Annotated in this window: 20 protein-coding genes; 9 read left to right on the top strand and 11 right to left on the bottom strand. The window is 61.7% G+C overall.

Translation table 11 applies throughout. The features are described 5' to 3' along the window. Positions 1 to 2: 2 nt before the first annotated feature. The 7 genes from SSARUM_RS00100 to SSARUM_RS00130 all read right to left on the bottom strand — a co-directional run bounded on the left by SSARUM_RS00100 (position 3) and on the right by SSARUM_RS00130 (position 6,390). Positions 3 to 1,271 (bottom strand): MFS transporter, encoded by a 1,269-nt coding sequence (locus SSARUM_RS00100; protein ID WP_033636543.1) that lies wholly within the window; start codon positions 1,269 to 1,271, stop codon positions 3 to 5. Positions 1,272 to 1,411: 140 nt separating this feature from the next. After that, positions 1,412 to 2,377 (bottom strand): sugar kinase, encoded by a 966-nt coding sequence (locus SSARUM_RS00105; RefSeq protein WP_033649579.1) that lies wholly within the window; start codon positions 2,375 to 2,377, stop codon positions 1,412 to 1,414. A gap of 7 nt (positions 2,378 to 2,384) precedes the next feature. Further along, entirely contained in the window at positions 2,385 to 3,137 is a 753-nt protein-coding gene (locus SSARUM_RS00110; protein WP_060431254.1) for a hypothetical protein, read from the bottom strand. Between the two features lie 166 nt (positions 3,138 to 3,303). Next, on the bottom strand, positions 3,304 to 4,338 hold the full coding sequence (locus SSARUM_RS00115; protein WP_033649545.1) for a LacI family DNA-binding transcriptional regulator: 1,035 nt from the start codon (positions 4,336 to 4,338) through the stop codon (positions 3,304 to 3,306). Between the two features lie 124 nt (positions 4,339 to 4,462). After that, positions 4,463 to 5,125, bottom strand: a complete 663-nt coding sequence (locus tag SSARUM_RS00120; protein WP_033631402.1) for an OmpA family lipoprotein — start codon at positions 5,123 to 5,125, stop codon at positions 4,463 to 4,465. A 249-nt stretch (positions 5,126 to 5,374) separates the two neighbouring features. After that, positions 5,375 to 5,827, bottom strand: a complete 453-nt coding sequence (locus SSARUM_RS00125; protein WP_060429040.1) for an N-acetyltransferase — start codon at positions 5,825 to 5,827, stop codon at positions 5,375 to 5,377. Beyond that, positions 5,824 to 6,390 (bottom strand): DNA-3-methyladenine glycosylase I, encoded by a 567-nt coding sequence (locus tag SSARUM_RS00130; RefSeq protein ID WP_060431256.1) that lies wholly within the window; start codon positions 6,388 to 6,390, stop codon positions 5,824 to 5,826. The genes SSARUM_RS00125 and SSARUM_RS00130 overlap by 4 nt, the downstream gene beginning before the upstream one ends. A 196-nt stretch (positions 6,391 to 6,586) precedes the next feature. Between SSARUM_RS00130 and SSARUM_RS00135 the strand changes: the two genes are divergently transcribed. The 7 genes from SSARUM_RS00135 to SSARUM_RS00165 all read left to right on the top strand — a co-directional run bounded on the left by SSARUM_RS00135 (position 6,587) and on the right by SSARUM_RS00165 (position 17,649). Then, positions 6,587 to 8,575: an autotransporter outer membrane beta-barrel domain-containing protein gene (locus SSARUM_RS00135; RefSeq protein WP_060426676.1), complete on the top strand. Its 1,989-nt coding sequence runs from the start codon at positions 6,587 to 6,589 to the stop codon at positions 8,573 to 8,575. Between the two features lie 737 nt (positions 8,576 to 9,312). Beyond that, entirely contained in the window at positions 9,313 to 10,230 is a 918-nt protein-coding gene (gene glyQ / locus SSARUM_RS00140; protein WP_004933966.1) for a glycine--tRNA ligase subunit alpha, read from the top strand. 9 nt (positions 10,231 to 10,239) lie between these two features. Then, a complete protein-coding gene (gene glyS / locus SSARUM_RS00145) occupies positions 10,240 to 12,309 on the top strand; it encodes a glycine--tRNA ligase subunit beta (RefSeq protein ID WP_033649541.1) in 2,070 nt (689 codons plus the stop codon). A 308-nt stretch (positions 12,310 to 12,617) separates the two neighbouring features. Continuing rightward, positions 12,618 to 13,337: a DUF3053 domain-containing protein gene (locus SSARUM_RS00150; RefSeq protein ID WP_033636551.1), complete on the top strand. Its 720-nt coding sequence runs from the start codon at positions 12,618 to 12,620 to the stop codon at positions 13,335 to 13,337. 542 nt (positions 13,338 to 13,879) lie between these two features. After that, entirely contained in the window at positions 13,880 to 15,799 is a 1,920-nt protein-coding gene (locus SSARUM_RS00155; RefSeq protein WP_060419927.1) for a PTS mannitol transporter subunit IICBA, read from the top strand. A 58-nt stretch (positions 15,800 to 15,857) separates the two neighbouring features. Continuing rightward, positions 15,858 to 17,003, top strand: a complete 1,146-nt coding sequence (gene mtlD, locus SSARUM_RS00160) for a mannitol-1-phosphate 5-dehydrogenase (protein WP_033653964.1) — start codon at positions 15,858 to 15,860, stop codon at positions 17,001 to 17,003. A 91-nt stretch (positions 17,004 to 17,094) separates the two neighbouring features. Next, entirely contained in the window at positions 17,095 to 17,649 is a 555-nt protein-coding gene (locus tag SSARUM_RS00165; protein ID WP_033638634.1) for an MltR family transcriptional regulator, read from the top strand. Here the strand turns inward: SSARUM_RS00165 and SSARUM_RS00170 are convergent. Further along, positions 17,646 to 18,254 (bottom strand): LysE family translocator, encoded by a 609-nt coding sequence (locus SSARUM_RS00170; protein WP_060431258.1) that lies wholly within the window; start codon positions 18,252 to 18,254, stop codon positions 17,646 to 17,648. The genes SSARUM_RS00165 and SSARUM_RS00170 overlap by 4 nt on opposite strands. A 142-nt stretch (positions 18,255 to 18,396) precedes the next feature. Between SSARUM_RS00170 and SSARUM_RS00175 the strand changes: the two genes are divergently transcribed. After that, positions 18,397 to 19,863 carry an aminotransferase-like domain-containing protein gene (locus SSARUM_RS00175; RefSeq protein ID WP_033636555.1) on the top strand — a complete coding sequence of 489 codons (1,467 nt, stop codon included), beginning with the start codon at positions 18,397 to 18,399 and terminating at the stop codon, positions 19,861 to 19,863. 73 nt (positions 19,864 to 19,936) lie between these two features. Further along, positions 19,937 to 20,299, top strand: a complete 363-nt coding sequence (locus SSARUM_RS00180) for a YibL family ribosome-associated protein (RefSeq protein ID WP_004933989.1) — start codon at positions 19,937 to 19,939, stop codon at positions 20,297 to 20,299. An 11-nt stretch (positions 20,300 to 20,310) separates the two neighbouring features. On the opposite strand, the gene SSARUM_RS00185 is transcribed toward SSARUM_RS00180, so the two are convergent. The 3 genes from SSARUM_RS00185 to SSARUM_RS00195 all read right to left on the bottom strand — a co-directional run bounded on the left by SSARUM_RS00185 (position 20,311) and on the right by SSARUM_RS00195 (position 23,891). After that, positions 20,311 to 21,090 carry a class I SAM-dependent methyltransferase gene (locus SSARUM_RS00185; RefSeq protein ID WP_033649536.1) on the bottom strand — a complete coding sequence of 260 codons (780 nt, stop codon included), beginning with the start codon at positions 21,088 to 21,090 and terminating at the stop codon, positions 20,311 to 20,313. Between the two features lie 101 nt (positions 21,091 to 21,191). After that, positions 21,192 to 21,863: a 6-hydroxyaminopurine reductase gene (yiiM, locus tag SSARUM_RS00190; protein ID WP_033649535.1), complete on the bottom strand. Its 672-nt coding sequence runs from the start codon at positions 21,861 to 21,863 to the stop codon at positions 21,192 to 21,194. Positions 21,864 to 21,962: 99 nt separating this feature from the next. Continuing rightward, entirely contained in the window at positions 21,963 to 23,891 is a 1,929-nt protein-coding gene (locus tag SSARUM_RS00195; protein WP_049215033.1) for a methyl-accepting chemotaxis protein, read from the bottom strand. Between the last annotated feature and the right edge of the window lie 83 nt (positions 23,892 to 23,974).

The raw sequence follows: 23,974 nt of genomic DNA on the forward strand, positions 1-23,974 counted from the left end.
GATCAAGCCAATTGCGGCTGGATCTCGTTGCGGGCGGGTTTGACGATCAGCGTCAACACCACTGCCACCACCAGTGCGATGGCCATAAACATGTAAGAGGCCGCCGGGCTGCCGGTGGCGCCATTCAGATAGCCGACGAACCACGAACCGAAGAACGACCCCAGCGCGCCCATGCTGTTGATCAGCGCCATGGCGCCCCCGGCGACGTTTTTCGGCAGCATTTCCGGAATGATGGCGAAGAACGGCCCGTAGGGGGCGTACATCGCGGCGCCGGCGACCACCAGCAGGCCGTAGGAGATCCAGAAGTGGTTGGCGCCGACGGCGTAAGAGCCGAAGAACGCCAGCGCGCCGATCAGCAGTAGCGGCCAGACGAACAGCTTGCGGTTTTGCATTTTGTCCGACGCCCAGGAGACCACGATCATGGCGATGGTCGCCGCCAGGTAAGGCACCGCCGACAGCCAGCCGGCTTCCACCATGCCCATCTGCATGCCGCTGCGCAGGATGGAAGGCAGCCACAGCACGAAGCCGTACACGCCGATGCTCCAGGCGAAGTACTGCACGCACAGCAGGATCACGTTGCGCGAACGGAAGGCTTCGCCGTAGTTGCGCACGGCCTTGATGCCTTTCTGCTCTTCGTCCAGCTGCTGCTGCAGCGCCTGTTTCTCATCGGCACTCAACCAGCCGGCCTGCGCCGGTTTGTCTTTCGCCAGCACCCACCAGCAGAACGCCCAGATAACCGCCGGAATGCCTTCGATGATGAACATTTCGCGCCAGCCGAAGGCGTGGATCAGGTAGCCGGACACCACCGACATCCACAGCACCGTCACCGGGTTGCCGAGGATCAGGAAGGTATTGGCGCGTGACCGCTCCGATTTGGTGAACCAGTTGCTGATGTAGATCAGCATCGCCGGCATCACCGCCGCTTCCACCACGCCGAGGATAAAGCGGATGGCGGCCAGCATCGGAATATTGCTCACCACGCCGGTCAGCGAGGCGCAGCCGCCCCACAGGATCAGGCACCAGAAGATCAATTTTTTGACGCTGCGGCGTTCGGCGTAGATGGCGCCGGGAATTTGGAAGAAGAAATAACCGAGGAAAAACAGCGCGCCCAGCAGCGAGGACATGCCTTTGGTGATGCCGAGATCTTCATTGATGCCGGCGGCAGAGGCGAAGCTGAAGTTGGCGCGATCGAGATAGGCCAGGCTGTAGGTGATAAACACGATGGGCATGATGTACCACCAGCGTTTGGCCGCGACAGTCGCTTTGTTCATGTTCAGTATCCTTCAGTGGTGTTGCGTCCCCTTCGCCTGGCACGCTGGGCATGCAAGAGGAAGGGGCAGATGCTCTCCCGACGCGTCCCGGTTGTAGGGCCAGAGGTTGACGTCATGCGGAGAAGTCGTTTTTTTTATTGTTATTCGGCCAGCGCCGCGCGGGTCGGCAGGCCCTCGCTGTCGCCGATGGCCTGGATCGCCAGCGAACCGATTTTGTTGCCGCGCTGCACCGCCTGTATCAGCGTTTTGCCTTCCAGCAGGGCGCTGAGGGTGCCGACGGCAAAGCCGTCACCGGCGCCGACGGTATCCACCACGTTGTCGACCTTGACCGCGGCCACTGCCGCCTTGTCGCCGGCGGCGGTTTTAAACCAGGCGCCGTCCGGGCCGGTTTTGATGATCACCGCCTGCACGCCGCGTTCCAGATAGAAATCGGCGATGCCTTCCGGCGTCGATTGGCCGGTGAGGATCTGCCCTTCTTTCAGCCCCGGCAGCACCCAGTCGGCGGCGAACGCCAGTTGGTTCAGCTGCTCGATCATCACCTCGCGGCTGGGCCACAGCACCGGGCGCAGATTGGGATCGAACGAAATGGTTTTGCCCATGGCGCGCATCTCGCGCGCCGCATGGTGGCACAGCGCCAGCGATTCGCTGGACAGCGCCGCCGCCACGCCGCTCAGGTGCAGGTGGCGCGCGGAACCGAAATACTCAGGGTTGAAATCGGCGACCGACAGGTGGCTGGCCGCCGAGCCTTTGCGGAAGTACTCCACGCTGGGATCGGTACCATCGGCGGTTTTGGATTTCACCTGAAAGCCGGTGGGATAGTGGCCGTCGACCGTCACCTGCCGGTAGTTGATGCCTTCTTTTTTCAGCTGCTGCAGGGTGAAGCGGCCGAACGAATCGTTGCCGACGCGGCTGACCCAGCCGACATTCATGCCCAGGCGCGCCAGGCCGATCGCCACGTTCAGCTCGGCGCCGGCGATGCGTTTGGTGAAGGTTTCCACCTCCGCCAAATCGCCGGTTTGCGCCGCCACGAACATCGCCATGGCTTCGCCCAGCGTGACCACATCCAGGGGCGCCTGCTGCGCCGTCGTTGCCGTTAACGTTGTCATCATGGGGTTACTCCGCACGCAAAATATTGACGTAATGGCGGGTGACGGCTTCCAGATCATCGCCCTGCAACGGGAATTCGATGCCGCGCGGCGCATCGTGCGGCAGGCGGGCCAGCAGATCGCGCCAGCTGCCGTCGGTATCGTCCAGCGCGACGGCGCGCCAGCCGCGCGGGCCTTGGGTGGCGGCTTTGACGTGCACGTAACCGACGTGGCGGGTCAGGCGTTCGGCGGCGGCGAAAGCGTCTTGCCCCACCCACAGCCAGTTGGCCATATCGAAGGTCATGCTGACCGGCAGGTGGCTATCTTCCGCGGCGTGGAAAAAGGCGTTCAGCATCGACAAAATGCCGCAGTCCGGCGTCTGATCGTTTTCGACCACCAGTTTGACCGGGTGCTGCTCCAGCGCCACTTTCAGCTCGGTAAAATCAAAACCGGGGCGGAAATGGCCAAGGGACAGCTTCAGCTGGCGCGCGTTCAGCGCCTGCGCTTCCGCCAGCAGCGCCGCCAGGTTGGGGTTCAGCGTATGTTGCGGGGTGAACAGCGCCTCAGGAGCGGAGTAGACGGCGAACAACTGTTGGCGATCGATTTCTTGCGCCAGGGCCGGCAGGCTGTCCAATTCGCCGGCGGCGAACAGTTCGCGGCGGATCTCCACCCCGTCGGCGCCCGCGCCGGCGATGATGGGCAACAGCGCGCGCTGGCCGCCGTATTGTTTGACGGTATCGGTGCCGTAGGCGCCGGTGACCACGATGATTTCTGTTTTCATTTTGACTCCTGAGGCGGCATTGTCGCCGCCGCTGCTGTTACCGGTACGTTAAATGGAACCGGTTCCAGCGAAAAGCGACAGAGTGTAAAAATATGATCGCAATCACGAAGCTGAGCAAAAAACAGCCGATGAGGGCGGGGCGGGCAACGGCCCCGGAGAAGGCGGGTTAGCGGGTGGTGGAGCCGCGGACGATCAGCTCGCCGGAGAACATCTGCTCGCCGCTGGGGGCTGCCAGGCCCTGAATGCGCTGCACCAGCCGCTCCAGCGCCGCGTGCCCCATTTGGTAGGTGGGCTGTTTCAGCGTGGTGATGCCGACGCCCGCCAGCTCCGCCCACTCCAGCTCGTCGAAGCCCAGCAGGCCGATGTCGTTGCCCCACTGGATGCCGAGCCGGCGCATGGCGCGCGCCACCTGCAGCGTCAGGGCGCCGTTGGCGGAGATCACCGCCTTGCGCATGCCGCGATGGCGGTCGCTGAAATCGCTCAGCACCTGCTCCAGCTTCTGCCGATCGTTGAGCGGCGTTTCGGCCTGCTCCGCCGACAGCGTGGGGTGCTGCGCCATGGTATGTCTGAAAGCGTGCAGGCGCTCGAGACGGGTATTGACCGTACCGAGCGGCTCGCTGAGGAACAAAATCGCTTCGAAACCTTGTTGCAGCAGGTGTTCGGTGGCGACGGTGGCGGCTTCGCGGTTGTTCAGACCCACCACGTCGCAGGCGAAATCGGGGATTTTGCGGTCGATCAGCACCATCGGCAGCATCGACTGCTGCAGCGTGGATAACGCTTCCTCGCGCATGCCGACCGCGTTGACCACGATGCCCTCCACCCGGTAACTGCTGAGCAGCTGCAGGTAGTGCTGTTCCTGATTGACTTCGTTGTTGGTGTTACACACCAGCAGGGTAAAGCCGTGCTGGCGGCAGGCAGCCTCGATGCCGCGCATCACGTCCACCGAATAGGGGTTGGTGATATCGGCGAGGATCAGGCCGATCAGGCGGGTCTGGCCGCCCTTCAGGCTGCGCGCCATCTGGCTTGGCCGGTAGTCGAGCTGCTGGATCGCCTGTTCGATGCGCTGTTTGAGATCGTCGGAAAGCAGGTGCTGTTCACCATTCAGATAGCGCGACACGCTGGTCTTGCCGGTTTTGGCGATGCTGGCCACATCGCTGATGGTGGCGCGTCCTGAGGCGCGCGTTGCCTTGCCTGTGCTCACAGCCGAGCCCTCCTGCGGTTAATTGCCAAGGAGACTACCATACCCGATGTGCGGGCGGGAATGTTGAAGGGTAAGGAGAAAGTCGCAGGGAGGCGGCGGGGCGCCGGTGGCGCCCCGCACGGGATTACTGCAGCGGGCTGAGGGTGATCTCGACGCGGCGGTTTTGCGCCTTGCCTTCCGCGGTGCTGTTGGAGGCGATCGGGTTGTCCGGACCGGCACCGGTGGTGCGGATACGGTTCGCCGCCACGCCCTGGGTGATCAGCGCGCTGGCTACGCCGTCGGCGCGCTGCTGCGACAGGTTCATGTTGAGCGAGCGGGAGCCGGTGCTGTCGGTGTAGCCGACAACGTTGACCGCGGTTTTCGGATACTCTTTCAGCACCATGGCGACGCCGGTCAGGGTGTTGGCGCCCGCCGGTTTCAGCGTGGCGCTGCTGCTGTCGAAGGTCACGTTGTTCGGCATGTTCAGCACGATGTTGTCGCCCTGGCGGGTGACGCTGACGCCGGTGCCTTTCATCTTGTCGCGCAGTTTGGCTTCCTGCACGTCCATGTAATAGCCTGCGCCGCCGCCGAGGGCTGCACCGGCCGCTGCGCCGATCAGCGCGCCCTTGCCGCGATCTTTCTTGGAAGAGGACAGCACGCCGACACCGGCGCCCAGTGCGGCCCCGAGGCCCGCGCCGATGCCGGATTTACCGGCTTCGGATTCACCGGTGTAAGGGTTGGTGGTACAGGCCGACAGCGCGAGCGTGAGGCTCACGGCGCCGGCAATAATTGCAATGCGTTTTTTCATGTTCTTGTCCTTAATGGCATCAGAATCTGTACGCGCCGGCCCAAAGCGGGGACGCAAAAAAAAGTGGGTGACGCAGGGAGCCCGCGTCGCCGCGCTACCTATGACGCGCGGTTTCGCCGGCAGTTCCGGAGAAAAACGTGACAAATGATGAGCGCGGGTAAGTGCTGGGGGAGTTATGCGGTAAAACGCCGGGCGGCGCTATGCAGCGGATTCTTAATTGTGCGCATCCGGAGTGCAGATGCGCCTTTTTTAAGCATAACGGGTTGAATTTTCGACTGCCGGCCAGTTCATGATCAGCGTATAGGCCTGGGTTTCATCGTTGAACAGGCGCTGCGTCACCTGAAAACCGTGCCTGTGGTAGAACGCGCAGGCGCGCAGGTTCTGCTGGTACACCTCCAGGCTGAGCCGGCGGTAGCGCTGCTGCACGTGCGTCATCAGCGCCTGGGCGACGCCGCGGCCGTGAAACGCCCGCTCGACAAACAGCGCGCCGATGAACTGCTCGTCCAGCACGCTGATAAAGCCGACGATCTCGTCGTCATGCCAGCAGGCCCAGCTTTGCGCGCGCGGCAGGTAGTTTTCACGCACCAGCGTGGCGCTCTCACGCCAGTATTTTTCCGCCACGAACGGATGAGCGGCGATGGTGCTGGGCAGCCACAGCGCCATCAGCCGGTCGATATCCTCCGGGCCACAGGGGCGGATCACCGTGGCTTTGGGTAGCACATGCATCCCGTGAGATGATCGTTCACCAGCCCGCTGGCCTGCATGAAGGCGTAACAAACGGTGGAGCCGATAAACTTGAAGCCGCGTTTTTTCAGCGCCTTGGACATGGCGTCGGACTGCTCGGTTTTGGCCGGCACCTGGTTCAGCGCCTGCCAGCGGTTGAGCTGCGGCCGGCCGCCGACGAAGTCCCAAATGAAGGTAACGAAATTCTCGCCGGCCGCCTCCATCGCCAGATAGGCTTTGGCGTTGGTGATGATGGCTTCTATCTTGCCGCGGTGGCGGATGATGCCGCTGTCCTGCAGCAGGTTTTCCACGTCCTGTTCGGTCATGGCGGCGACCCGCTGCGGATCGAAACCGTGGAAAGCGCGGCGGTAGTTCTCGCGCTTTTTCAGCACGGTGATCCAGGAAAGGCCGGCCTGCTGTCCCTCGAGGCACAGCATTTCAAACAGCTCGCGCGCGTCGGTGGTGGGCGCGCCCCATTCCTTGTCGTGATACTCGAGATACAACGGATCGGCCGTCACCCAACCGCAACGTTCGTCTGCCATCCTGACTGTCCTTATGCTGTATTTATGAACAGTAATCATCGCTCGAAGCGCCGAACTTGGCAAGCCTCTGATTGTTTTGTCATCGGCCCGCTTGACGTGACGAAAAAGCCGACAATAGTTACTACATGGCCGGTGGAAAACCGGCCAACGATAAAAACGACATTGCCTTCATTTGCAGGCTCTCAGGAGTCGATTCATGCCTCTAAAAATAACGTGCATGCCCCGCCCGGCGGCGCTTGCAGTGGCGTTGCTTTGCAGTGTGACCCTTCCGGCTCAGGCGTACGATCAACTCTACGTCTTTGGCGATAGCCTGAGCGATACCGGCAACAACGGCCGGTTCACCTATGACGGTAACCAGCACCTGCTGTACGACGAAGCGTTGGCGCAACGCATCGGGGCGGCGCTGGTGGCTTCGGACAACGGCGGTGAGAACTACGCCGCCGGCGGCGCCGTGGCGGTGCCGGGCCTGAACCCGGCCGATAACACCCAGGATCAGGTGCAGCGCTATCTGAACCGGGTCAACGGCCAGGCCGACGGCGACGGTTTGTACGTTCATTGGATCGGCGGCAACGATCTGGCGGCGGCGGCATTAAATGCCGCTACCGCGCCCGGCGTGGCCTACAACAGCGCCGCCGCGGCAGCCGCGCAGGTGCATTCGCTGCTGAACGCCGGTGCCGGCACGGTGATCGTGCCGACGGTGCCGAACATCGGCTCCACGCCGCAGCTGATGGAATTGATCATTCAACAGGCGCTGTCGCCGGTGCAGGGGGCGGCGATCCAGGCGGCCTATGCCACGCTTAATTCGGTGGCGACGCCGGACAACGCTTCACGCACGCAGGCGATCCACGCGGCGTTGGCCGCCGCGGCGAAGCAGGGCAGCGCCATTCCTCAGGTGCAGCAGGCGATCGCCACGCAGCTTATCGCGGCGTATGACAGCCTGAGCGCGCAGGCCGCCCAGCTGACCGATTTCTATAATCAAAGTGAAGACCGTTTGCTGGCGCAGGGCGGCGGCAATATCGTGCGGGTGGACGTCAACAAGCTGTTCGCCGAAGCGATCGCCAATCCGGCGCAGTTCGGCTTCGCCAACACCGCCGGCATGGCTTGCCCGCCGGGCGTTTCCTCGGCGGTCTGCAGCTCCGATATGCCCGGCTTCGACGCCGGCCAGTCCTATCTGTTCTCCGACCATTTCCACCCGAGCCCGCAGGCGCACCTGCTGATTGCGGATTATATCCAGGCGGTGTTGGATGGCCCGGCGCAGGTGGTGGCGCTGAATCAGGCGACCGCGGCGATGGCGCGCGACAGCCGCGCCACGCTCGACAGCCGCTTCCAGCAGCTGCGCCACGGCGAAAACCCGCAGGGTTCGCTGGGCGTGTTCGGTGGTTACGCCGGTCAGCACTATGACTATGCCGATAACCGGGCTGCGGGGGACGGCAACGCCACCACCCACAACCTGACCCTCGGGGTGGACTATCAGCTGACCGACGGCTGGCTGATCGGCGCGTTGATCGCCGGTTCCAACGACGATCAACATCCTTCCAGCCGCTTTGATTACAAGGCGCGCGGGCTGCTGCTGTCGGCTTTCAGTTCACTGGCGATATTCGAGCAGGGCTGGGTCAACGCCGATTTGCACTATGCGACGATGGATTATGACGACATCCGCCGCAGCCTGCGGCTGGGGCCGCTGACGCGCACCGAAACCGGTTCGACCACCGGCAGGCAGTGGGGCGCGCGCGTGACCGCCGGCTATGACTTCCCGATCGCTTCTTACCTGACCACCGGGCCGGTGGCGCAGTTCGCCTGGGATTACAGCCGCGTTTCCGGCTACAGCGAAGATGGCGATGACAGCACCGCCATGCGCTTCAACGATCAAACCTACCACTCGCAGATCGGCGCGTTGGGCTGGCGGCTGGATACGCAATTCGGCGTGTTTAACCCTTATGCGGAAGTGAGTTATCAGCACCAGTTCGGTGACGACGTCTACCGCGCCGGCGGCGGCCTGAAATCGACGCAAACCTCGTTCACCCGCGACAGTGCGGGCCAGGACAAAAACTGGGTGGATGTCACGTTGGGGGCCAACATGCCGTTGACGGACAGGGTATCGGCCTTCGCCACCGTCTCGCAAACCGGCGGGCTGAGCAGCGGCGAACAGTTTATGTATAACGTCGGCGTCAGCGCGCGTTTTTGAATTGGCCATCGGCGCGTTCAAGGGCGCAGGATCAGGATAAGCCATAAGGTCTGATAAGGGATTTATGCGAAAGGCGGCTTGGGGGGAATTATGCGGGCCGCAGTGACGTTGGCGGAAATACAAAAAAAAACTGATCCTATGAAAGGATCAGGTAGCCACTTGGCCAACACCAGGGAAAATTTTATTTATTATTGTATAACCAAAGATTAACTGTCAATTTGTTTCTGTGGCCCGTTAGCGCCGTATTTCATCCATGGCCATTCCTTCCATACCCAACGCGTCGGCACGCCGCGCGATATCGCCTTATTTTTCACGACATAAGAAATAATCTGGCACTTGATCACATTATCTCTCGATGCAGGGAGTTTTTTAGTTGATAAAATTAACAAAAATAACATTGGTGCAACTTTATCTCGTGGGAAATATAAGGATATACGCACGTAAATCAGCTTAAATTTGGTCGATGAAGAGGGAAATAGCGTTCAGCCAATTGACTATTTAAACGGCGGTGAGTGATATTTTTGTTAAGGGGATCTAATGTGTGTGCCGGGTATGTCTTTCTGAACGGCAAGGTAACCGGCCAACGTGTTGTCCTTCCCGCTGCGCCCGCCGCGGGAAAATCCAGCGCTTCTCGTCCCGATTCGCACTTGTTGCCGGATTCTGGCTGTATATCTTACGGTCAAAGGGTATACTGGCGCATTCCATCTAAATCCACTTGTATCGCGTGCGAATTCAACATGCAAAAGTTTGATACCAAGACCTTCCAGGGCCTGATCCTGACACTGCAGGATTATTGGGCGCGCCAGGGCTGCACCATCGTTCAACCATTGGACATGGAAGTCGGCGCGGGAACCTCACACCCGATGACGTGCCTGCGCGCACTGGGGCCGGAGCCGATGGCCGCCGCCTATGTGCAGCCATCCCGCCGCCCGACCGACGGCCGCTACGGTGAAAACCCGAACCGTCTGCAGCACTACTACCAGTTCCAGGTGGTGATTAAGCCATCGCCGGACAACATTCAGGAACTCTACCTGGGCTCGCTGAAAGAGCTGGGTCTGGATCCGACCATCCACGACATTCGCTTCGTGGAAGACAACTGGGAAAACCCGACGCTCGGCGCCTGGGGCCTGGGTTGGGAAGTGTGGCTGAACGGCATGGAAGTGACGCAGTTCACCTACTTCCAGCAGGTCGGCGGCCTGGAGTGCAAGCCGGTGACCGGCGAGATCACTTACGGCCTGGAGCGCCTGGCGATGTACATCCAGGGCGTGGACAGCGTATATGATCTGGTGTGGAGCAACGGCCCGCTGGGCGTCACCACCTACGGCGACGTGTTCCACCAGAACGAAGTGGAGCAGTCCACCTACAACTTCGAATACGCCGATGTCGACTTCCTGTTCTCCTGCTTCGAGCAGTACGAGAAAGAAGCCCAATCGCTGCTGGCGCTGGAAAAACCGCTGCCGCTGCCGGCCTACGAACGCATCCTGAAGGCGGGCCATACCTTCAACCTGCTGGACGCGCGCAAGGCGATTTCGGTGACCGAGCGTCAACGCTACATTCTGCGCATCCGCACGCTGACCAAAGCCGTTGCCGAAGCCTACTACGCTTCCCGCGAAGCGCTGGGCTTCCCGATGTGCAACAAGAAGAACGAGAACTAAGAGGCAGCCATGACTCAACAGACTTTCCTGGTGGAAATCGGCACGGAAGAGCTGCCGCCGAAGGCTCTTCGTTCCCTGGCGGAATCTTTCGCCGCCAACTTCACCGCCGAGCTGGACAACGCCGGCCTGGAACACGGTGACGTGAGCTGGTTCGCCGCACCGCGCCGTCTGGCGCTGAAAGTGGCCAACCTGAGCGCGGCGCAGGCCGATCGCGAAATTGAAAAACGCGGCCCGGCGATCGCCCAGGCGTTCGACGCCGAAGGCAAACCGAGCAAAGCGGCCGAAGGCTGGGCGCGCGGCTGCGGCATCACCGTCGATCAGGCTGAACGCCTGGTGACCGACAAGGGCGAGTGGTTGATGTACCGCGCCCACGTCAAAGGCCAGTCGGCGCAGGCGCTGCTGGCCGGCATGGTCAGCACCGCGCTGGCCAAACTGCCGATTCCGAAACTGATGCGTTGGGGCGACTCCGACGTGCAGTTCGTGCGTCCGGTGCACACCGTCACGATGCTGTTGGGCGCCGATCTGATCCCGGGCACCGTGCTGGGCATCGACTCTGCGCGCACCGTGCGCGGCCACCGCTTCATGGGCGAAGCCGAGTTCACCCTCGACAACGCCGACCAATACCCGCAGATCCTGCTGGAGCGCGGCAAAGTGGTCGCCGATTATGAAGCGCGTAAAGCCCTCATCAAGCGCGATGCCGAGCTGGCGGCGCAGAAGATTGGCGGCAAGGCCGATCTGAGCGACAGCCTGCTGGAAGAAGTGGCCTCGCTGGTGGAATGGCCGGTGGTGCTGACCGCCAAATTCGAAGAGAAATTCCTGGCGGTGCCGGCGGAAGCGCTGGTGTACACCATGAAGGGCGACCAGAAGTATTTCCCGGTGTACGACGCCGCGGGCAAACTGCTGCCGAACTTTATCTTCGTGGCCAACATCGAGTCGAAAGACCCGCAGCAGATCATCTCCGGTAACGAAAAGGTGGTGCGTCCGCGCCTGGCCGACGCCGAGTTCTTCTTCAACACTGACCGCAAGAAACGCCTGGAAGACAACCTGCCGCGCCTGGAAACCGTGCTGTTCCAACAGCAGCTGGGCACCCTGCGCGACAAGACCGACCGTATTCAGGCGCTGGCGGGCTGGGTTGCCGGCCAGATCGGCGCCGACGTCAACCACGCCACCCGCGCGGGCCTGCTGTCGAAGTGCGACCTGATGACCAACATGGTGTTCGAATTCACCGACACCCAGGGCGTGATGGGCATGCACTACGCGCGCCACGACGGTGAGGCGGAAGACGTCGCCGTTGCGCTGAACGAGCAGTATCAGCCGCGCTACGCCGGCGATGCGCTGCCGCAGTCGTTGGTGGCCTGTTCCCTGGCGATCGCCGACAAGATGGACACCCTGGCCGGCATCTTCGGCATCGGGCAGCATCCGAAAGGCGATAAAGACCCGTTCGCGCTGCGCCGCGCCGCGCTGGGCGTATTGCGCATCATCGTCGAGAAAAACCTGCCGCTGGATCTGCAGACCCTGACCGAAGAGGCCGTGCGCCTGTACGGCAGCAAGCTGACCAACGCCAAGGTGGTCGACGAGGTGGTGGAATTCATGCTGGGCCGCTTCCGCGCCTGGTATCAGGAGGAAGGCCACGCTGTCGATACCATTCAGGCGGTGCTGGCGCGCCGTCCGACCAAGCCGGCCGACTTCGACGCGCGCGTCAAGGCGGTCTCCCATTTCCGTACGCTGGAAGCGGCGGCGGCGCTGGCTGCGGCCAACAAACGCGTCTCCAACATTCTGGCCAAGTCTACCGAAACGCTGAACGACAGCGTGCGCGCCTCGGTGCTGAAGGATGCAGCGGAGATCCAGCTGGCGACTCACCTGGTGGTGCTGCGCGACAAGCTGCAGCCGTATTTCGCGGCGGGCAACTACCAGGAAGCGCTGGTGGAGCTGGCTGCGCTGCGCGAGCCGGTGGATGCGTTCTTCGACAACGTGATGGTCATGGCGGACGATGCGGAAGTGCGCGTGAACCGTCTGACGCTGTTGAGCAAGCTGCGCGAACTGTTCCTGCAGGTGGCGGATATCTCCGTGCTGCAGTAAATGGCCTCTCTGCTGTGACAAGGCGCCTGCGGGCGCCTTTTTTATTTCCGTTTCCTGGGGGCGAAGTCAAGGTCGCCTGGCGAATTGGGGGGCGACTTGGGGAAATTGAAGCGTCCGGTCGCCGACGGCAATGAACCTCAGTGCGTTTTGCGCACGATTTTCAACCGCATCCGGCCGGGGCAATGCTCATCGCAAGCGGAATCGCGTATCGGAATGCCGCCAGTTGATCTATTCTTATAGGCGCACGGAGTGCGGAAAAAGGGGCGGAGTCCAATGAAAAAGCAGGTTTATAACAGGAGTTATGTCACATGGCGGTAGGGATCCAGAGCAGAGGTTTCGCGCGTTGGTTGGCACCGGTATTGGCATTGTTGGTGGTCATGCAATTGACCGCCTGCGGCGATAAAGAGCCGGAACAGCGCAAAGCATTTATCGATTACTTACAGAATACCGTGATGCGCAGCGGGGCGAACATCCCCACGCTGAGCGAAGACCAGAAGCAGAAGTTCGGCAACTATGCCGGCGATTACGCGATTTTGGTCGGCTTTTCGCAGCAGCTGTCCAAGTCGGTCGGCGCCAGCCTGACGCCGGCGCTGGATCAGATTAACCAGATCCGCACCGCGCAGGACTACCTGAACAAACGCGACGCGCTGCAGCAATCGGTCGGCGCGTTGAACCTGCTGGGCCAGCAGATCCAGTCCGCTAAATCGCAGGCGGATACCGCCCGCGCGGCGCTGAAGCAGCCCGACGATCTGAAGGCGGTGTACAACCAGGCCTATGACAAGATCGTTACCGCACCGGCCAATGCCTTGATGCCGGCGATCCCGACCACCGCCGGCTTCGTGCAGGATCTGGTGCAGGTTGGCGATTTCCTGCAGAGCCAGGGCAACCAGGTCAGCTTCAACAACAACGGCGTTCAGTTCCGCACCGCGCAGCAGGTGGCGCAGTACAACACCATGATGTCGAATCTGGTGGCCAAGCAGCAGAACCTGCTGAATGCGCAGAAAGCCGTTCAAAGCGTGACGCAATAACGCACCGCATGCACGACATACGGGCCGGCATTGCCGGCCCGTTTTATTTCCCCTCAGCGTTTCCAATAGCTTGCTGGTTTATTGCGCAGGCTTCTGTACTACACTTCAATTAATCCATTCATTCGGCAATGTAGTTTTCTTTCATTCATCACTTCGCTAGTTCCCGGCGGGATGAATGCTCACAGGGATGATCAAACAGAGCGTCGCGATCGGCGCCGCAGTTGAAAATAAATTGTGATGTTTATCACAATTTAAAAACAAACCATCAGTTTAAAAATGTGATCAACATCACTTTATTTTGGGTTTTCAGGCGATTTTTTTCTCACTGTGCTTTTTTTACACGCCATAAGTGTGATCTTTATCACTATAAAGGGTGGTTTGTTGGGGTGTTGTATGTGATTTGTGTCACAAAAAATCCGTGAAGTTCGCATGACAAAAACAGCGTGATAGAGTCCGTTTCGCATACAGCGGCAACACGGCTGGATCGTCACAACAATAATCACGCGCTCTATTGTCAGCGCGTAACAATAGGGGTGTGTTTTATGTTTTCACCAGACATCAAGGTTAAAGTACAAAACTTTGGCCGCTTCCTGAGCAACATGGTGATGCCCAACATCGGCGCCTTTATCGCCTGGGGGATTATCACCGCGCTATTCATTCCAACCGGCTGGCTGCCGAATGAAACCTTAGCCAAGCTGGTCGGCCCGATGATCACCTACCTGCTGCCATTGCTGATCGGTTATACCGGCGGGCGGCTGGTGGGCGGCGAGCGCGGCGGTGTGGTCGGCGCTATCACCACCATGGGCGTCATCGTCGGCGCCGACATGCCGATGTTCCTCGGCTCGATGATCGCCGGTCCGCTGGGCGGCTGGGCTATCAAGCACTTTGACCGCTGGGTGGACGGCAAGATCAAAAGCGGTTTTGAAATGCTGGTGAACAACTTCTCCGCCGGCATCATCGGCATGCTGCTGGCGATCCTGGCTTTCCTGGGCATCGGGCCGCTGGTGGAGGTGCTCTCCAAGCTGCTGGCGGCGGGCGTGCACGTGATGGTGAAGAACAACCTGCTGCCACTGGCGTCCATCTTCGTTGAACCGGCGAAAATCCTGTTCCTGAACAACGCCATCAACCACGGCATCTTCTCGCCGCTGGGTATCCAGCAGGCCACGGAAGTCGGCAAGTCGGTATTCTTCCTGATCGAAGCCAACCCAGGCCCGGGCATGGGCGTACTGATGGCCTACATGTTCTTCGGTCGCGGCAGCGCCAAGCAATCCGCCGGCGGTGCGGCAATCATTCACTTCCTGGGTGGCATCCACGAAATCTACTTCCCTTACGTGCTGATGAACCCACGCCTGCTGCTGGCGGTGATCCTGGGGGGCATGACCGGCGTCTTCACCCTGACGATGCTGAACGGCGGCCTGGTTTCTCCGGCTTCTCCGGGTTCGATCCTGGCAGTGCTGGCGATGACCCCGAAAGGCGCCTACTTCGCCAACATTGCGGCGGTGTGCGCAGCCTTTGTCGTCTCCTTCGTGGTGTCCGCTTTCCTACTGAAAACCTCCAAGGTGAAAGAGGATGACGATCTGGAAGCCGCGACCCGTCGCATGCAAGAGATGAAATCGCAGTCCAAAGGCGGCGCGGCAACGCCGGCATCGGTCGACGGCGATCTGAGCACCGTGCGCAAAATCATCGTCGCCTGCGATGCGGGCATGGGTTCCAGCGCCATGGGCGCCGGGGTGCTGCGCAAGAAAGTGGCCGACGCCGGGCTGAAGAACATCTCGGTGACCAACAGCGCCATCAACAGCCTGCCGGACGATGTGGATCTGGTGATTACCCACCGCGATCTGACCGAGCGTGCGATGCGCCACGCGCCGCAGGCCCAGCACATCTCGCTGACCAACTTCCTCGACAGCAAGCTGTACAGCGATTTGGTCGACCGTTTGCTGGCGGCCAACAAAACCAGCGACAACCAACAAAAGGTACTGGGCGCGCTGGACGACAGCTTCGAAGCCGGTGAATCGAACCTGTTCAAGCTGAGCGAGAGCAACGTGTTCCTCAACCTGCAGGCCAGCGACAAAGAGCAGGCGATCCGCTTCGCCGGCGAGCAGCTGGTGAAAGGCGGCTACGTCGAGGCGGAGTACGTGCCGGCGATGCTGGAGCGCGAGAAACTCACCTCCACCTACCTGGGCGAGTCGATCGCCGTGCCGCACGGCACCATTGAGGCCAAAGACCGGGTGCTGCGCACCGGCGTGGTGTTCTGCCAGTACCCGCAGGGCGTGCGCTTCGGCGAGGAAGAGGATGAAGTGGCCCGTCTGGTGATCGGCATCGCCGCGCGCAACAACGAGCATATTCAGGTGATCACCAGCCTGACCAACGCGCTGGATGACGAGAGCGTGATCGAGCGGCTGGCGAATACCACCAGCGTGCAGGAAGTGCTGGACCTGCTCGGCGGCAAAAAAGCCGGATAACGGAATCATTTTAAAGGGTGCAGCTTGCTGCACCCTTCGACATTAAGAAGGTAGAGTTATGAAAGCATTACATTTTGGCGCAGGGAACATCGGCCGCGGTTTTATCGGCAAGCTGCTGGCGGACGCCGGGGTTGAGCTGACCTTCGCCGACGTCAATCAAACGGTGCTGGATCTGTTGAACAGCCGTAAAAGTTATCAGGTGCACGTGGTGGGCGAGCAAGAACGCGTGGAGAGCGTCAACAACGTCAGCGCCGTCAACAGCGGCAGCGAGGCGGCGGTGGCGCTGATCGCCGAGGCGGATCTGGTGACCACCGCCGTTGGCCCGCAAATTCTCGGCAAAATCGCCGGCACGATCGCCAAAGGGCTGGTGCTGCGTCATCAGCAGGGCAATGAGCAGCCGCTGAACATCATCGCCTGCGAGAATATGGTGCGCGGCACCAGCCAGCTGAAGCAGCATGTGCTCGCCGCGCTGCCGCAGGACGAGCAGGCATGGGTTGAGCAGCACGTCGGTTTCGTCGATTCGGCGGTCGACCGCATCGTGCCGCCGGCGGACAGCAGCGATCCGCTGGAAGTGACGGTGGAAACCTTCAGCGAATGGATCGTCGATCAGACCCAGTTCAAAGGCCAGCCTCCGGCGATCGCCGGCATGGAGCTGACCGACAACCTGATGGCGTTCGTCGAGCGCAAGCTGTTCACCCTCAATACCGGCCACGCCATCACCGCCTACCTTGGCCAACGGGCCGGGCTGCAAACCATTCGCGACGCCATTCTCGACCCGGCGATCCGTCGCGTGGTGAAAGGAGCGATGGAAGAGAGCGGTGCGGTGCTGATCAAGCGCTACGGCTTCGACGCCGACAAGCACGCCGCCTACATCAACAAAATCCTCGGCCGCTTCGAAAACCCGTATCTGCACGACGACGTCGAGCGCGTGGGGCGCCAGCCGCTGCGCAAACTGAGCGCCGGCGATCGCCTGATCAAACCGCTGCTGGGCACGCTGGAATACGGCCTGCCGCACGCCAACCTGATCCAGGGCATCGCCGCCGCCATGAGCTACCGCAGCGAACAGGATCCGCAGGCGCAGGAGTTGGCGGAATTGCTGAACACGCTCGGGCCGAAAGCCGCGCTGGCGCAAATTTCCGGCCTGCCGGCGGAAAGCGAGGTTGTAGAAGAGGCCGTTGCTGTGTATAACGCCATGCACAAGTAGAATCGTGATGATGAACACCCGAGCGCAGCTTGCTGCGCTCCTGCAATCCGAGTTCGACATCGACGGCCCTCCCCACGCCTTTCGAAAAGCGATGATGGAAGAAGCACAGGCATTTGAAAATCAGGTTCTGGAAAAGCTGAACGCGGGCAAAACGGTGCGCAGTTTCCTGATCGCGGCGGTAGAGCTGCTGGCGGAAGCGCTCAACGTGCTGGTGGTGCAGGTATTCCGCAAGGACGACTATGCGGTGAAATATGCCGTCGAACCGCTATTGTCCGGCAGCGGCCCGCTGGGGGAGCTGTCGGTGCGCCTGAAGCTGATGTATGGGCTGGGGGTGATCTCCCGCCACGAATATGAAGACGCCGAGCTGCTGATGGCGATGCGCGAAGAGCTGAATCACGACGGTGCGGAATACCGCTTCGTCGACGACGAAATCCTCGGGCCGTTCGGCGAGCTGCACTGCGTGGCCGCGCTGCCGCCGGCGCCGACCTTCCTGCAGCCGGGCGAAGCGGATGAAGCGCTGATCGCCATGCAGCGTCAGCGCTATCAGCAGATGGTGCGCTCCACCATGGTGCTGTCCATTACCGATCTGATCGCCGGCATCGGCGCCAAACAACCTTCCCGACTCTCTCCTCTCGGCCGCGGCTAAGCAAAGGCCGCGCGCCACTCGTCGAACAGCAACCACAGCGCGGTGGCGGCCATCAGGCCGGACATGACGCCGTTAAACGCGCGCAGCTTCCAGGCGACCTGGAGCGCGTTGCGCAACCGGTCGCCCAGCACCGCCCACAGCAGCACACAGGGTAAATTCAGCACGACGAAACCTGCGATGACGCTCAGCGTTTGGAAGAAGGTGGCGCCTTCGCGCGGGGTGAACAGGATCGCCACGTTGATCACCATCAGCCAGGCCTTGGGGTTGACCGCCTGAAACAGCGCGCCGTTGAGGAAACTCATTGGCCTCACCTGCTCTTTGGCGTCCGGCGAGGCCGCCTTGAACAGTTTCCATGACAGCCACAGCAGGTAGGCGCAGCCGATCACCGCCAGCGGGAAGCGGATGACGCCGGCCCAGCTGAGCGCCAGCGCCAGCAGCGGGATAATGATAGCCAACTGCACCGCGCAGCCGGCGCCGATGCCGAACAGCATCGGCAGGGTGCGGCGCAGGCCGAAGTTGACGCCCGACGAGGCCAGCAGCAGGTTGTTGGGGCCGGGGGTAATCGACATGACGGTGACGTAGCTGACAAAGGCGGAGTCCAGCATGGCAGGTTCCTTGAAAATGACGGTAATAACGAGAGGATCAGCATAATCGCTGCAATGAGATGGTGACAGAGCCACAAATTGGATATTGTTATGGTTACAGTTTTGCAAAATGTAAACTGTACCCATTGCCTGGAGAGAAACTGTGACCCTGCTCGATGAAACCCCGGATACCCGTTACCTGCAGCTGGCGGATACGCTGGCCGAGGCCATTCGCCGCGGCACGCTGCTGCCCGGCGACCGCTTGCCTTCGGTGCGGCGCTGTGCGCAAACCCATCGCGTCAGCATTAATACCGTGGTGTCGGCTTACCGCACGCTGGAGGATCGCGGGTTGATCGAAGCGCGGCCGCAATCGGGGTTTTATGTCCGCAGCACGCTGCCGGCGCTGAAGATGGCCTCGGCGCCCAGCGGCCGCATCGAGCCGCCGGCGGACGACGTGCTGGCGCTGATCGATACTGTGTTCGCCGCCCAGCAGAATCCGGCCTTCACCAACATTGCGCTGGCCTGCCCGCAGACCAGCGATTTTTATCCCGGCGGCAAGCTGGGGCGCATGCTGTCCTCTCAGCTGCGCCGTCAACCGGATCTGATCGGACAGTATTCGTTGCCGCCCGGCAGCCTGCGGCTGCGTCAGCAGATCGCCCGCCGTTCGATGACGCTGGGCATGCTGCTGGAGCCGGGCGACGTGGTGCTGACCCACGGCTGCATGGAGGCGTTGCAGCTGGCGCTGCGCGTCACCACCAAACCGGGCGACTGCGTCGGGCTGGAGTCACCGACCTACTTCTACCTGCTGCCGCTGCTGGCCAGCCTGGGGCTGAAAGCGCTGGAAATCCCCACCGATCCGCAGCTGGGGCTGTCGCTGGACGCGCTGGAGCTGCTATTGAACGAGAAACGGCTGAACGCGGTGATTGCCATGCCCACGGTGCAAAACCCGCTGGGCTGCACCATGCCGCTGGCGGCGAAAAAGCGGCTGGCTCGGCTGATGAACGATCATCAGGTGCCGTTGATTGAAGACGGGCTGTATGCCGAGATTCAGTTCGGCGGCGCGCTGTCGCCGGCGGTGAAGGCGTTCGATCGCGACGGCTGGGTGCTGTTTTGCTCCAGCTTCACCAAAACGCTGGCGCCGGATTTTCGCGTCGGCTGGATCTGCGGCGGCCGCTTTCACGAGGCGTTGCGCAAGCTGAAGGCGGTGTCGTCGATGTCCGAGTCGCAGCTGCTGTCGGAAACGCTGGCGACCTTCCTGGAGAGCGGCGGTTACGATCACCATTTGCGCAACCTGCGCAAGCGCTATGCGGCGCAGGTAGACGAGGCGCGGGCGCTGATCGCCCGGCATTTCCCGCGCGGCACGCTGGCCACGCAGCCGGCGGGCGGCTTCGTGTTTTGGGTTGAGTTCCCCCCCAACGTGGACAGCGTAGCGCTGTTCCACCAACTGCTGGAAGAGCAGATCTGTTTGACGCCGGGCACCCTGTATTCCCCCAGCGGGCGCTATCGCAACGCGCTGCGGCTCTCCTGTTGCTACCCGTTCAACGCGCGCTACACCCAGGCGTTGGCCCGGCTCGGCGCCAGAGCCTGCGAGATGAGCGGCCTGCCGCCCGGCATTGCGCAGGACGGGTAACGGCGCGCGCCTTTTGCTACAATGCCGGTATCATTGATTAGCGTGCCATTTTGGGCACAACGGGCCAGAGACCATGAAAGAGAAAGAAAAGGCAGAGATCAAGCGCCTGAGCGACCTGCTGGACGCCTTGAACCACAAAGACGCCACCGTGATCCAACAGGGCAACCCTGAGTTGATTGCGCAGCACACCAAAGAGAAAGAGAAGCTGGCGACGGAGATCGAGCGCCTGAAAAACGTGCGCGGCGAGAAGCTGAGCGCCGAAGCGCAGAAGCTGAGCAAGCTGCCGTTCAGCCGCGAAATCACCAAGAAAGAGCAGGCCGACATGGGCGCGCTGAAGAAAAGCGCGCGCGGGCTGATCGTGGTGCATCCGATGACCGCGCTGGGCCGCGAGATGGGCCTGAAAGCGGTCACCGGTTACGCCAAGAAAGCGTTCTGAACCCCCGGGCGTCAGACCTTGGTGGTGAAATACGCCTTGGTCTGATAGGGCACGGTGACCGTGTCCTGGCCCCGTAGCTCCTCTTCTTCCGCCACCAGCTGGCGCAATTGATCGATAACCTGCTCCTGTTGCGGCTGCGGCAGCGCGGCGATAAAGCTGGTTGAACGCACCCGGTTGTAGATCACGTCCTCCATCGCGCCGCGGTGGCTCAACATAAAGACCTGCTCCTGCAGCGGTTCAAAGCCTTTGAACGGGAAGAACTTGCGCCATTCGCCGGTATAGAAACGCGGCGCATCGCCTTCGTGGCGATCGACGATCTGATTCAGTTTACGCACCCAGCCGACGCGCGCATCGCGCATGTTCCACACCAGACCGAGTTTGCCGCCGGGTTTGAGAATGCGCCGGATCTCCGCCAGCGCCTGCGGCGTGGCGAACCAGTGGAAGGATTGGGCGCACACTACCGCATCGACCGACTCGTCCGGCAACGGGATCGCCTCGGCGGTGCCCGCCAGCGTTTTCACCTGCGGCAGCGCCGCCGACAGTTTTTCCAGCATTTGCGGCACCGGTTCGACGGCGATCGCCTGAGCGCCGGTTTCCAGCAGGCGCGGGGTGAACTTGCCGGTGCCGGCGCCGAGATCGATGACCGTCATGCCGGCGTGCAGGCCGATAGTCTCGCGCAGCCAAGCGGCGATTTCCGGCGGATAATCCGGCCGGCCTTTCATATAGCGATCGGCATTGGCCTGATAGCCCTCGGCGGCGGCGTGATGAATCGAATGGTTCGGGGTGGTCATTACCTGGCTCCTGGCTGAAAAACACGCGGCTACAGTATAGGCGGAAGAACAGGGTTAACGCGGCATTCGGCGCACGTTTTTCATCTTTTCCGCCCGCGCTTTCAACGGCCGAGCAGGCGGCGGTTGAAGTCCTCAAGGTGCCCTTCGGCAAGCCGCGTGAGCATGGTCTTGCTCCAGCTGGCGGAGAGGCCGGCGACCGCCAACAGGCGGCGATACTGTTCGGCGTCGAACGGCATATGCCAGGCGATGGCGATAGCTTCGGCCACCGACACGTCGCTGTTGCGCGCCGCCAGCGCCAGCGGACGATCGCCGCTGACCGCGCCCGGCGACACCACCCGATACAGCCAGCCGCAGCGGCCGCTTTGCTGCATCAGCACCGAAATGTCCTCGATGGCGAAGTGATAATTGAGCTTGAAGCACGGCGAGCGCGGCTGAGTGACCTGGATCAGCGCCTCGCCCCAGCGGAAGATGTCGCCCATAAACACATTGTGTTCGGTCAGCCCTTCGGTGGAGATATTCTCGCCGAAGGCCGGGGCGCAAAATTGCTCGGCCTGCGCCGGAAACTGCGCGCGCCAGTGGGCGTAATGCTCGCGCGGGTAGTGGCACAGCGCGCGGTCCGGCCCGCCGTGATAGCTTTTTTCCGCCTGCTCGTCGCCTTCCAGGCCGAGCGGCGTGAGCCGGATGGCGCCATCCACCTGGCGTTTGGCGATGGCGCTGGGGCGCCCGCCTTCATAGGGTTGGATGCTGCCGATGTAAACGTCTGGGTGATGCATGTGCGCCTCCGTGTCTCGCGTCGAAGGCTCAGCATAGCCTGAGTTGCGCCGGGGGGACATAACAACCCGCCCGAAAATCCTCGGGCGGGCGGCGGGGCGTCAGAAGGTGGTCCAGTTCTCTTCCGCTGCAGCGTTGGCGGCCGCGGGTTTTACCGCCGGCGCTTTCGGCGCGGCGGCTTTCACGGCGGCGGGTTCGGTCTGCTCCGCCAAACGGAACACCGAGACGCTCTGCAGCAGCATGTCGGCCTGTTCTTCCAGCGAATCGGCGGCGGCGGCGGACTCTTCCACCAGCGCGGCGTTCTGCTGGGTGGTGTGGTCCATCTCGACGATCGCCTGGCCAATCTGGGCGATGCCACGCGTCTGCTCATCGGAAGCGGCGGCGATTTCAGCCATGATGTCGCGCACGTGGGTGACCGAGCGGACGATCTGTTCCATGGTGTTGCCGGTGCTTTCCACCAGTTCGGTGCCGGTTTTCACCCGGCTGACCGATTCGGCGATCAGCCCTTCGATCTCCTTGGCCGCCTGGGCGCTGCGGCTCGCCAGGCTGCGCACTTCGCTGGCGACCACCGAGAAGCCGCGGCCCTGTTCGCCGGCGCGTGCCGCTTCCACCGCGGCGTTGAGCGCCAAGATATTGGTTTGAAAGGCAATGCCGTTGATCAGGGTGGTAATTTCGGCGATACGCTGCGAACTGCTGGAAATATCGCGCATGGTGCTGACCACGTTTTCCACCAGCTTGCCGCCCTGCTGCGCGGTCTGCGAGGCGTCGGTGGCCAGCTGATTGGCGTGATGGGCGTTGTCGGCGTTCTGTTTCACCGTGGCGGTCAGCTGTTCCATGCTGGCGGCGGTTTCCTCGACCGCCGCCGCCTGCTGTTCGGTGCGTGAGGAGAGGTCGGTGTTGCCGGCGGCGATTTCCGCCGAGGCGGTGGAGACCTGGCTGACCCCCATCTGGATCTTCTCAATCATGGTGCGCAGGTTTTGGCTCATCGCCGCCACCGCGTTCAGCAGCTGCCCCAACTCGTCGCGCCGGGTGCTGGTCTGCGCCTGGCGCAGGTCGCCGCTGGCGATGCGTTCCGCCATGGCCAGCGTGCTGTGCAGCGGACGGGTGATCTGCAGGGTGATGCGCCAGGCGATAAGCACCCCGGCGATGATGGCGATCAGCGTGGTGATGCCCATCTGCAGCTGCGCGAGATTGATATCATTGTGGGTCTGCGCCAGCTCGTCCTGCATAAAGGCGTTCACCAGCATGCCGATCGCCTGCGCGCGTTCGCCGAGCCGCCGGCTGATTTGCTGTTCGTGCTCATAGGCCGGCAGGTAGGCCGCGATGCGGTTTTTGTAATCGTCCAGCGCGGCCAGCAGCGGTTGCAGCTGCGGGCGCTGCGCGTCGCTGACCCGGCGGCTCAAGGCATTGGCCGCGTCGCGCGCATCGTCGATGGCCGCCATCAGCGGGGCTTCGGTTTCCTTGTTCAGGCTCAGCAGCAGGCCGCGCGCGCCGTAGCGCACCTGGGTCAGCTTCTGGTTCAGCTGGATGAAGGCCAACTGCAGATCGCCGTTGGTCAGCTGGCGCTCCACCTGGCTCAGGCTGGCCTGCACTTCCGACATGTTCCAGCTCTGGCGCACCGCGTCTTTCGCCGTGACCGCCTGTTCAAACTCTTTTTGCTGCTGCTGATATTCCCCGATCAGCGTCACCAGACGCTGCAGATCCTTGCGGCTTTGGGCGTCCCAGTCCAGCGCCTGCCCGTGGTCTATCAGTTTGACGGCGTTTTCAATATTGGCGCGGTTGTTCTGAATATACTCCGGCCGGTAGGTTTGGCCGTACATGGCGCGGTTGTATTTGGCCTGGTTGATCTCTTCGTTCAGCCGGTTGCTGAAGTCGATGCGATCGGCGCGTGATTCGATGATATGCAGATATTGCGCCCCGGTGCCGGCGATGATGACCGCCAACAGCAGCAACAGTGCGAAGCCGAGACCGAGCTTTTTACCTACGGTGAGATGAGTGAACTTTCCTGCCAATGCTTGCAATGCCGCCATAGCGTTTTTTCCTTCTCCGGGCGAACGTCAATTGAACAAACCATCGGCAAGACGTGGTCAAACTTTAGCGGATTTCAGGCAAA

This window comes from Serratia sarumanii (genome assembly GCF_029962605.1).
Lineage (GTDB): Bacteria > Pseudomonadota > Gammaproteobacteria > Enterobacterales > Enterobacteriaceae > Serratia > Serratia sarumanii.

Bases quoted from the DNA above. Each gene is read 5' to 3' on its own strand.
- SSARUM_RS00100 (WP_033636543.1), bottom strand. From the start codon at position 1,271: ATGAACAAAGCGACTGTCGCGGCCAAACGCTGGTGGTACATCATGCCC.
- SSARUM_RS00105 (WP_033649579.1), bottom strand. From the start codon at position 2,377: ATGACAACGTTAACGGCAACGACGGCGCAGCAGGCGCCCCTGGATGTG.
- SSARUM_RS00110 (WP_060431254.1), bottom strand. From the start codon at position 3,137: ATGAAAACAGAAATCATCGTGGTCACCGGCGCCTACGGCACCGATACC.
- SSARUM_RS00120 (WP_033631402.1), bottom strand. From the start codon at position 5,125: ATGAAAAAACGCATTGCAATTATTGCCGGCGCCGTGAGCCTCACGCTC.
- SSARUM_RS00130 (WP_060431256.1), bottom strand. From the start codon at position 6,390: ATGGCAGACGAACGTTGCGGTTGGGTGACGGCCGATCCGTTGTATCTC.
- SSARUM_RS00135 (WP_060426676.1), top strand. From the start codon at position 6,587: ATGCCTCTAAAAATAACGTGCATGCCCCGCCCGGCGGCGCTTGCAGTG.
- glyQ (WP_004933966.1), top strand. From the start codon at position 9,313: ATGCAAAAGTTTGATACCAAGACCTTCCAGGGCCTGATCCTGACACTG.
- glyS (WP_033649541.1), top strand. From the start codon at position 10,240: ATGACTCAACAGACTTTCCTGGTGGAAATCGGCACGGAAGAGCTGCCG.
- SSARUM_RS00150 (WP_033636551.1), top strand. From the start codon at position 12,618: ATGGCGGTAGGGATCCAGAGCAGAGGTTTCGCGCGTTGGTTGGCACCG.
- SSARUM_RS00155 (WP_060419927.1), top strand. From the start codon at position 13,880: ATGTTTTCACCAGACATCAAGGTTAAAGTACAAAACTTTGGCCGCTTC.
- mtlD (WP_033653964.1), top strand. From the start codon at position 15,858: ATGAAAGCATTACATTTTGGCGCAGGGAACATCGGCCGCGGTTTTATC.
- SSARUM_RS00165 (WP_033638634.1), top strand. From the start codon at position 17,095: ATGATGGAAGAAGCACAGGCATTTGAAAATCAGGTTCTGGAAAAGCTG.
- SSARUM_RS00170 (WP_060431258.1), bottom strand. From the start codon at position 18,254: ATGCTGGACTCCGCCTTTGTCAGCTACGTCACCGTCATGTCGATTACC.
- SSARUM_RS00180 (WP_004933989.1), top strand. From the start codon at position 19,937: ATGAAAGAGAAAGAAAAGGCAGAGATCAAGCGCCTGAGCGACCTGCTG.
- SSARUM_RS00185 (WP_033649536.1), bottom strand. From the start codon at position 21,090: ATGACCACCCCGAACCATTCGATTCATCACGCCGCCGCCGAGGGCTAT.
- yiiM (WP_033649535.1), bottom strand. From the start codon at position 21,863: ATGCATCACCCAGACGTTTACATCGGCAGCATCCAACCCTATGAAGGC.
- SSARUM_RS00195 (WP_049215033.1), bottom strand. From the start codon at position 23,891: ATGGCGGCATTGCAAGCATTGGCAGGAAAGTTCACTCATCTCACCGTA.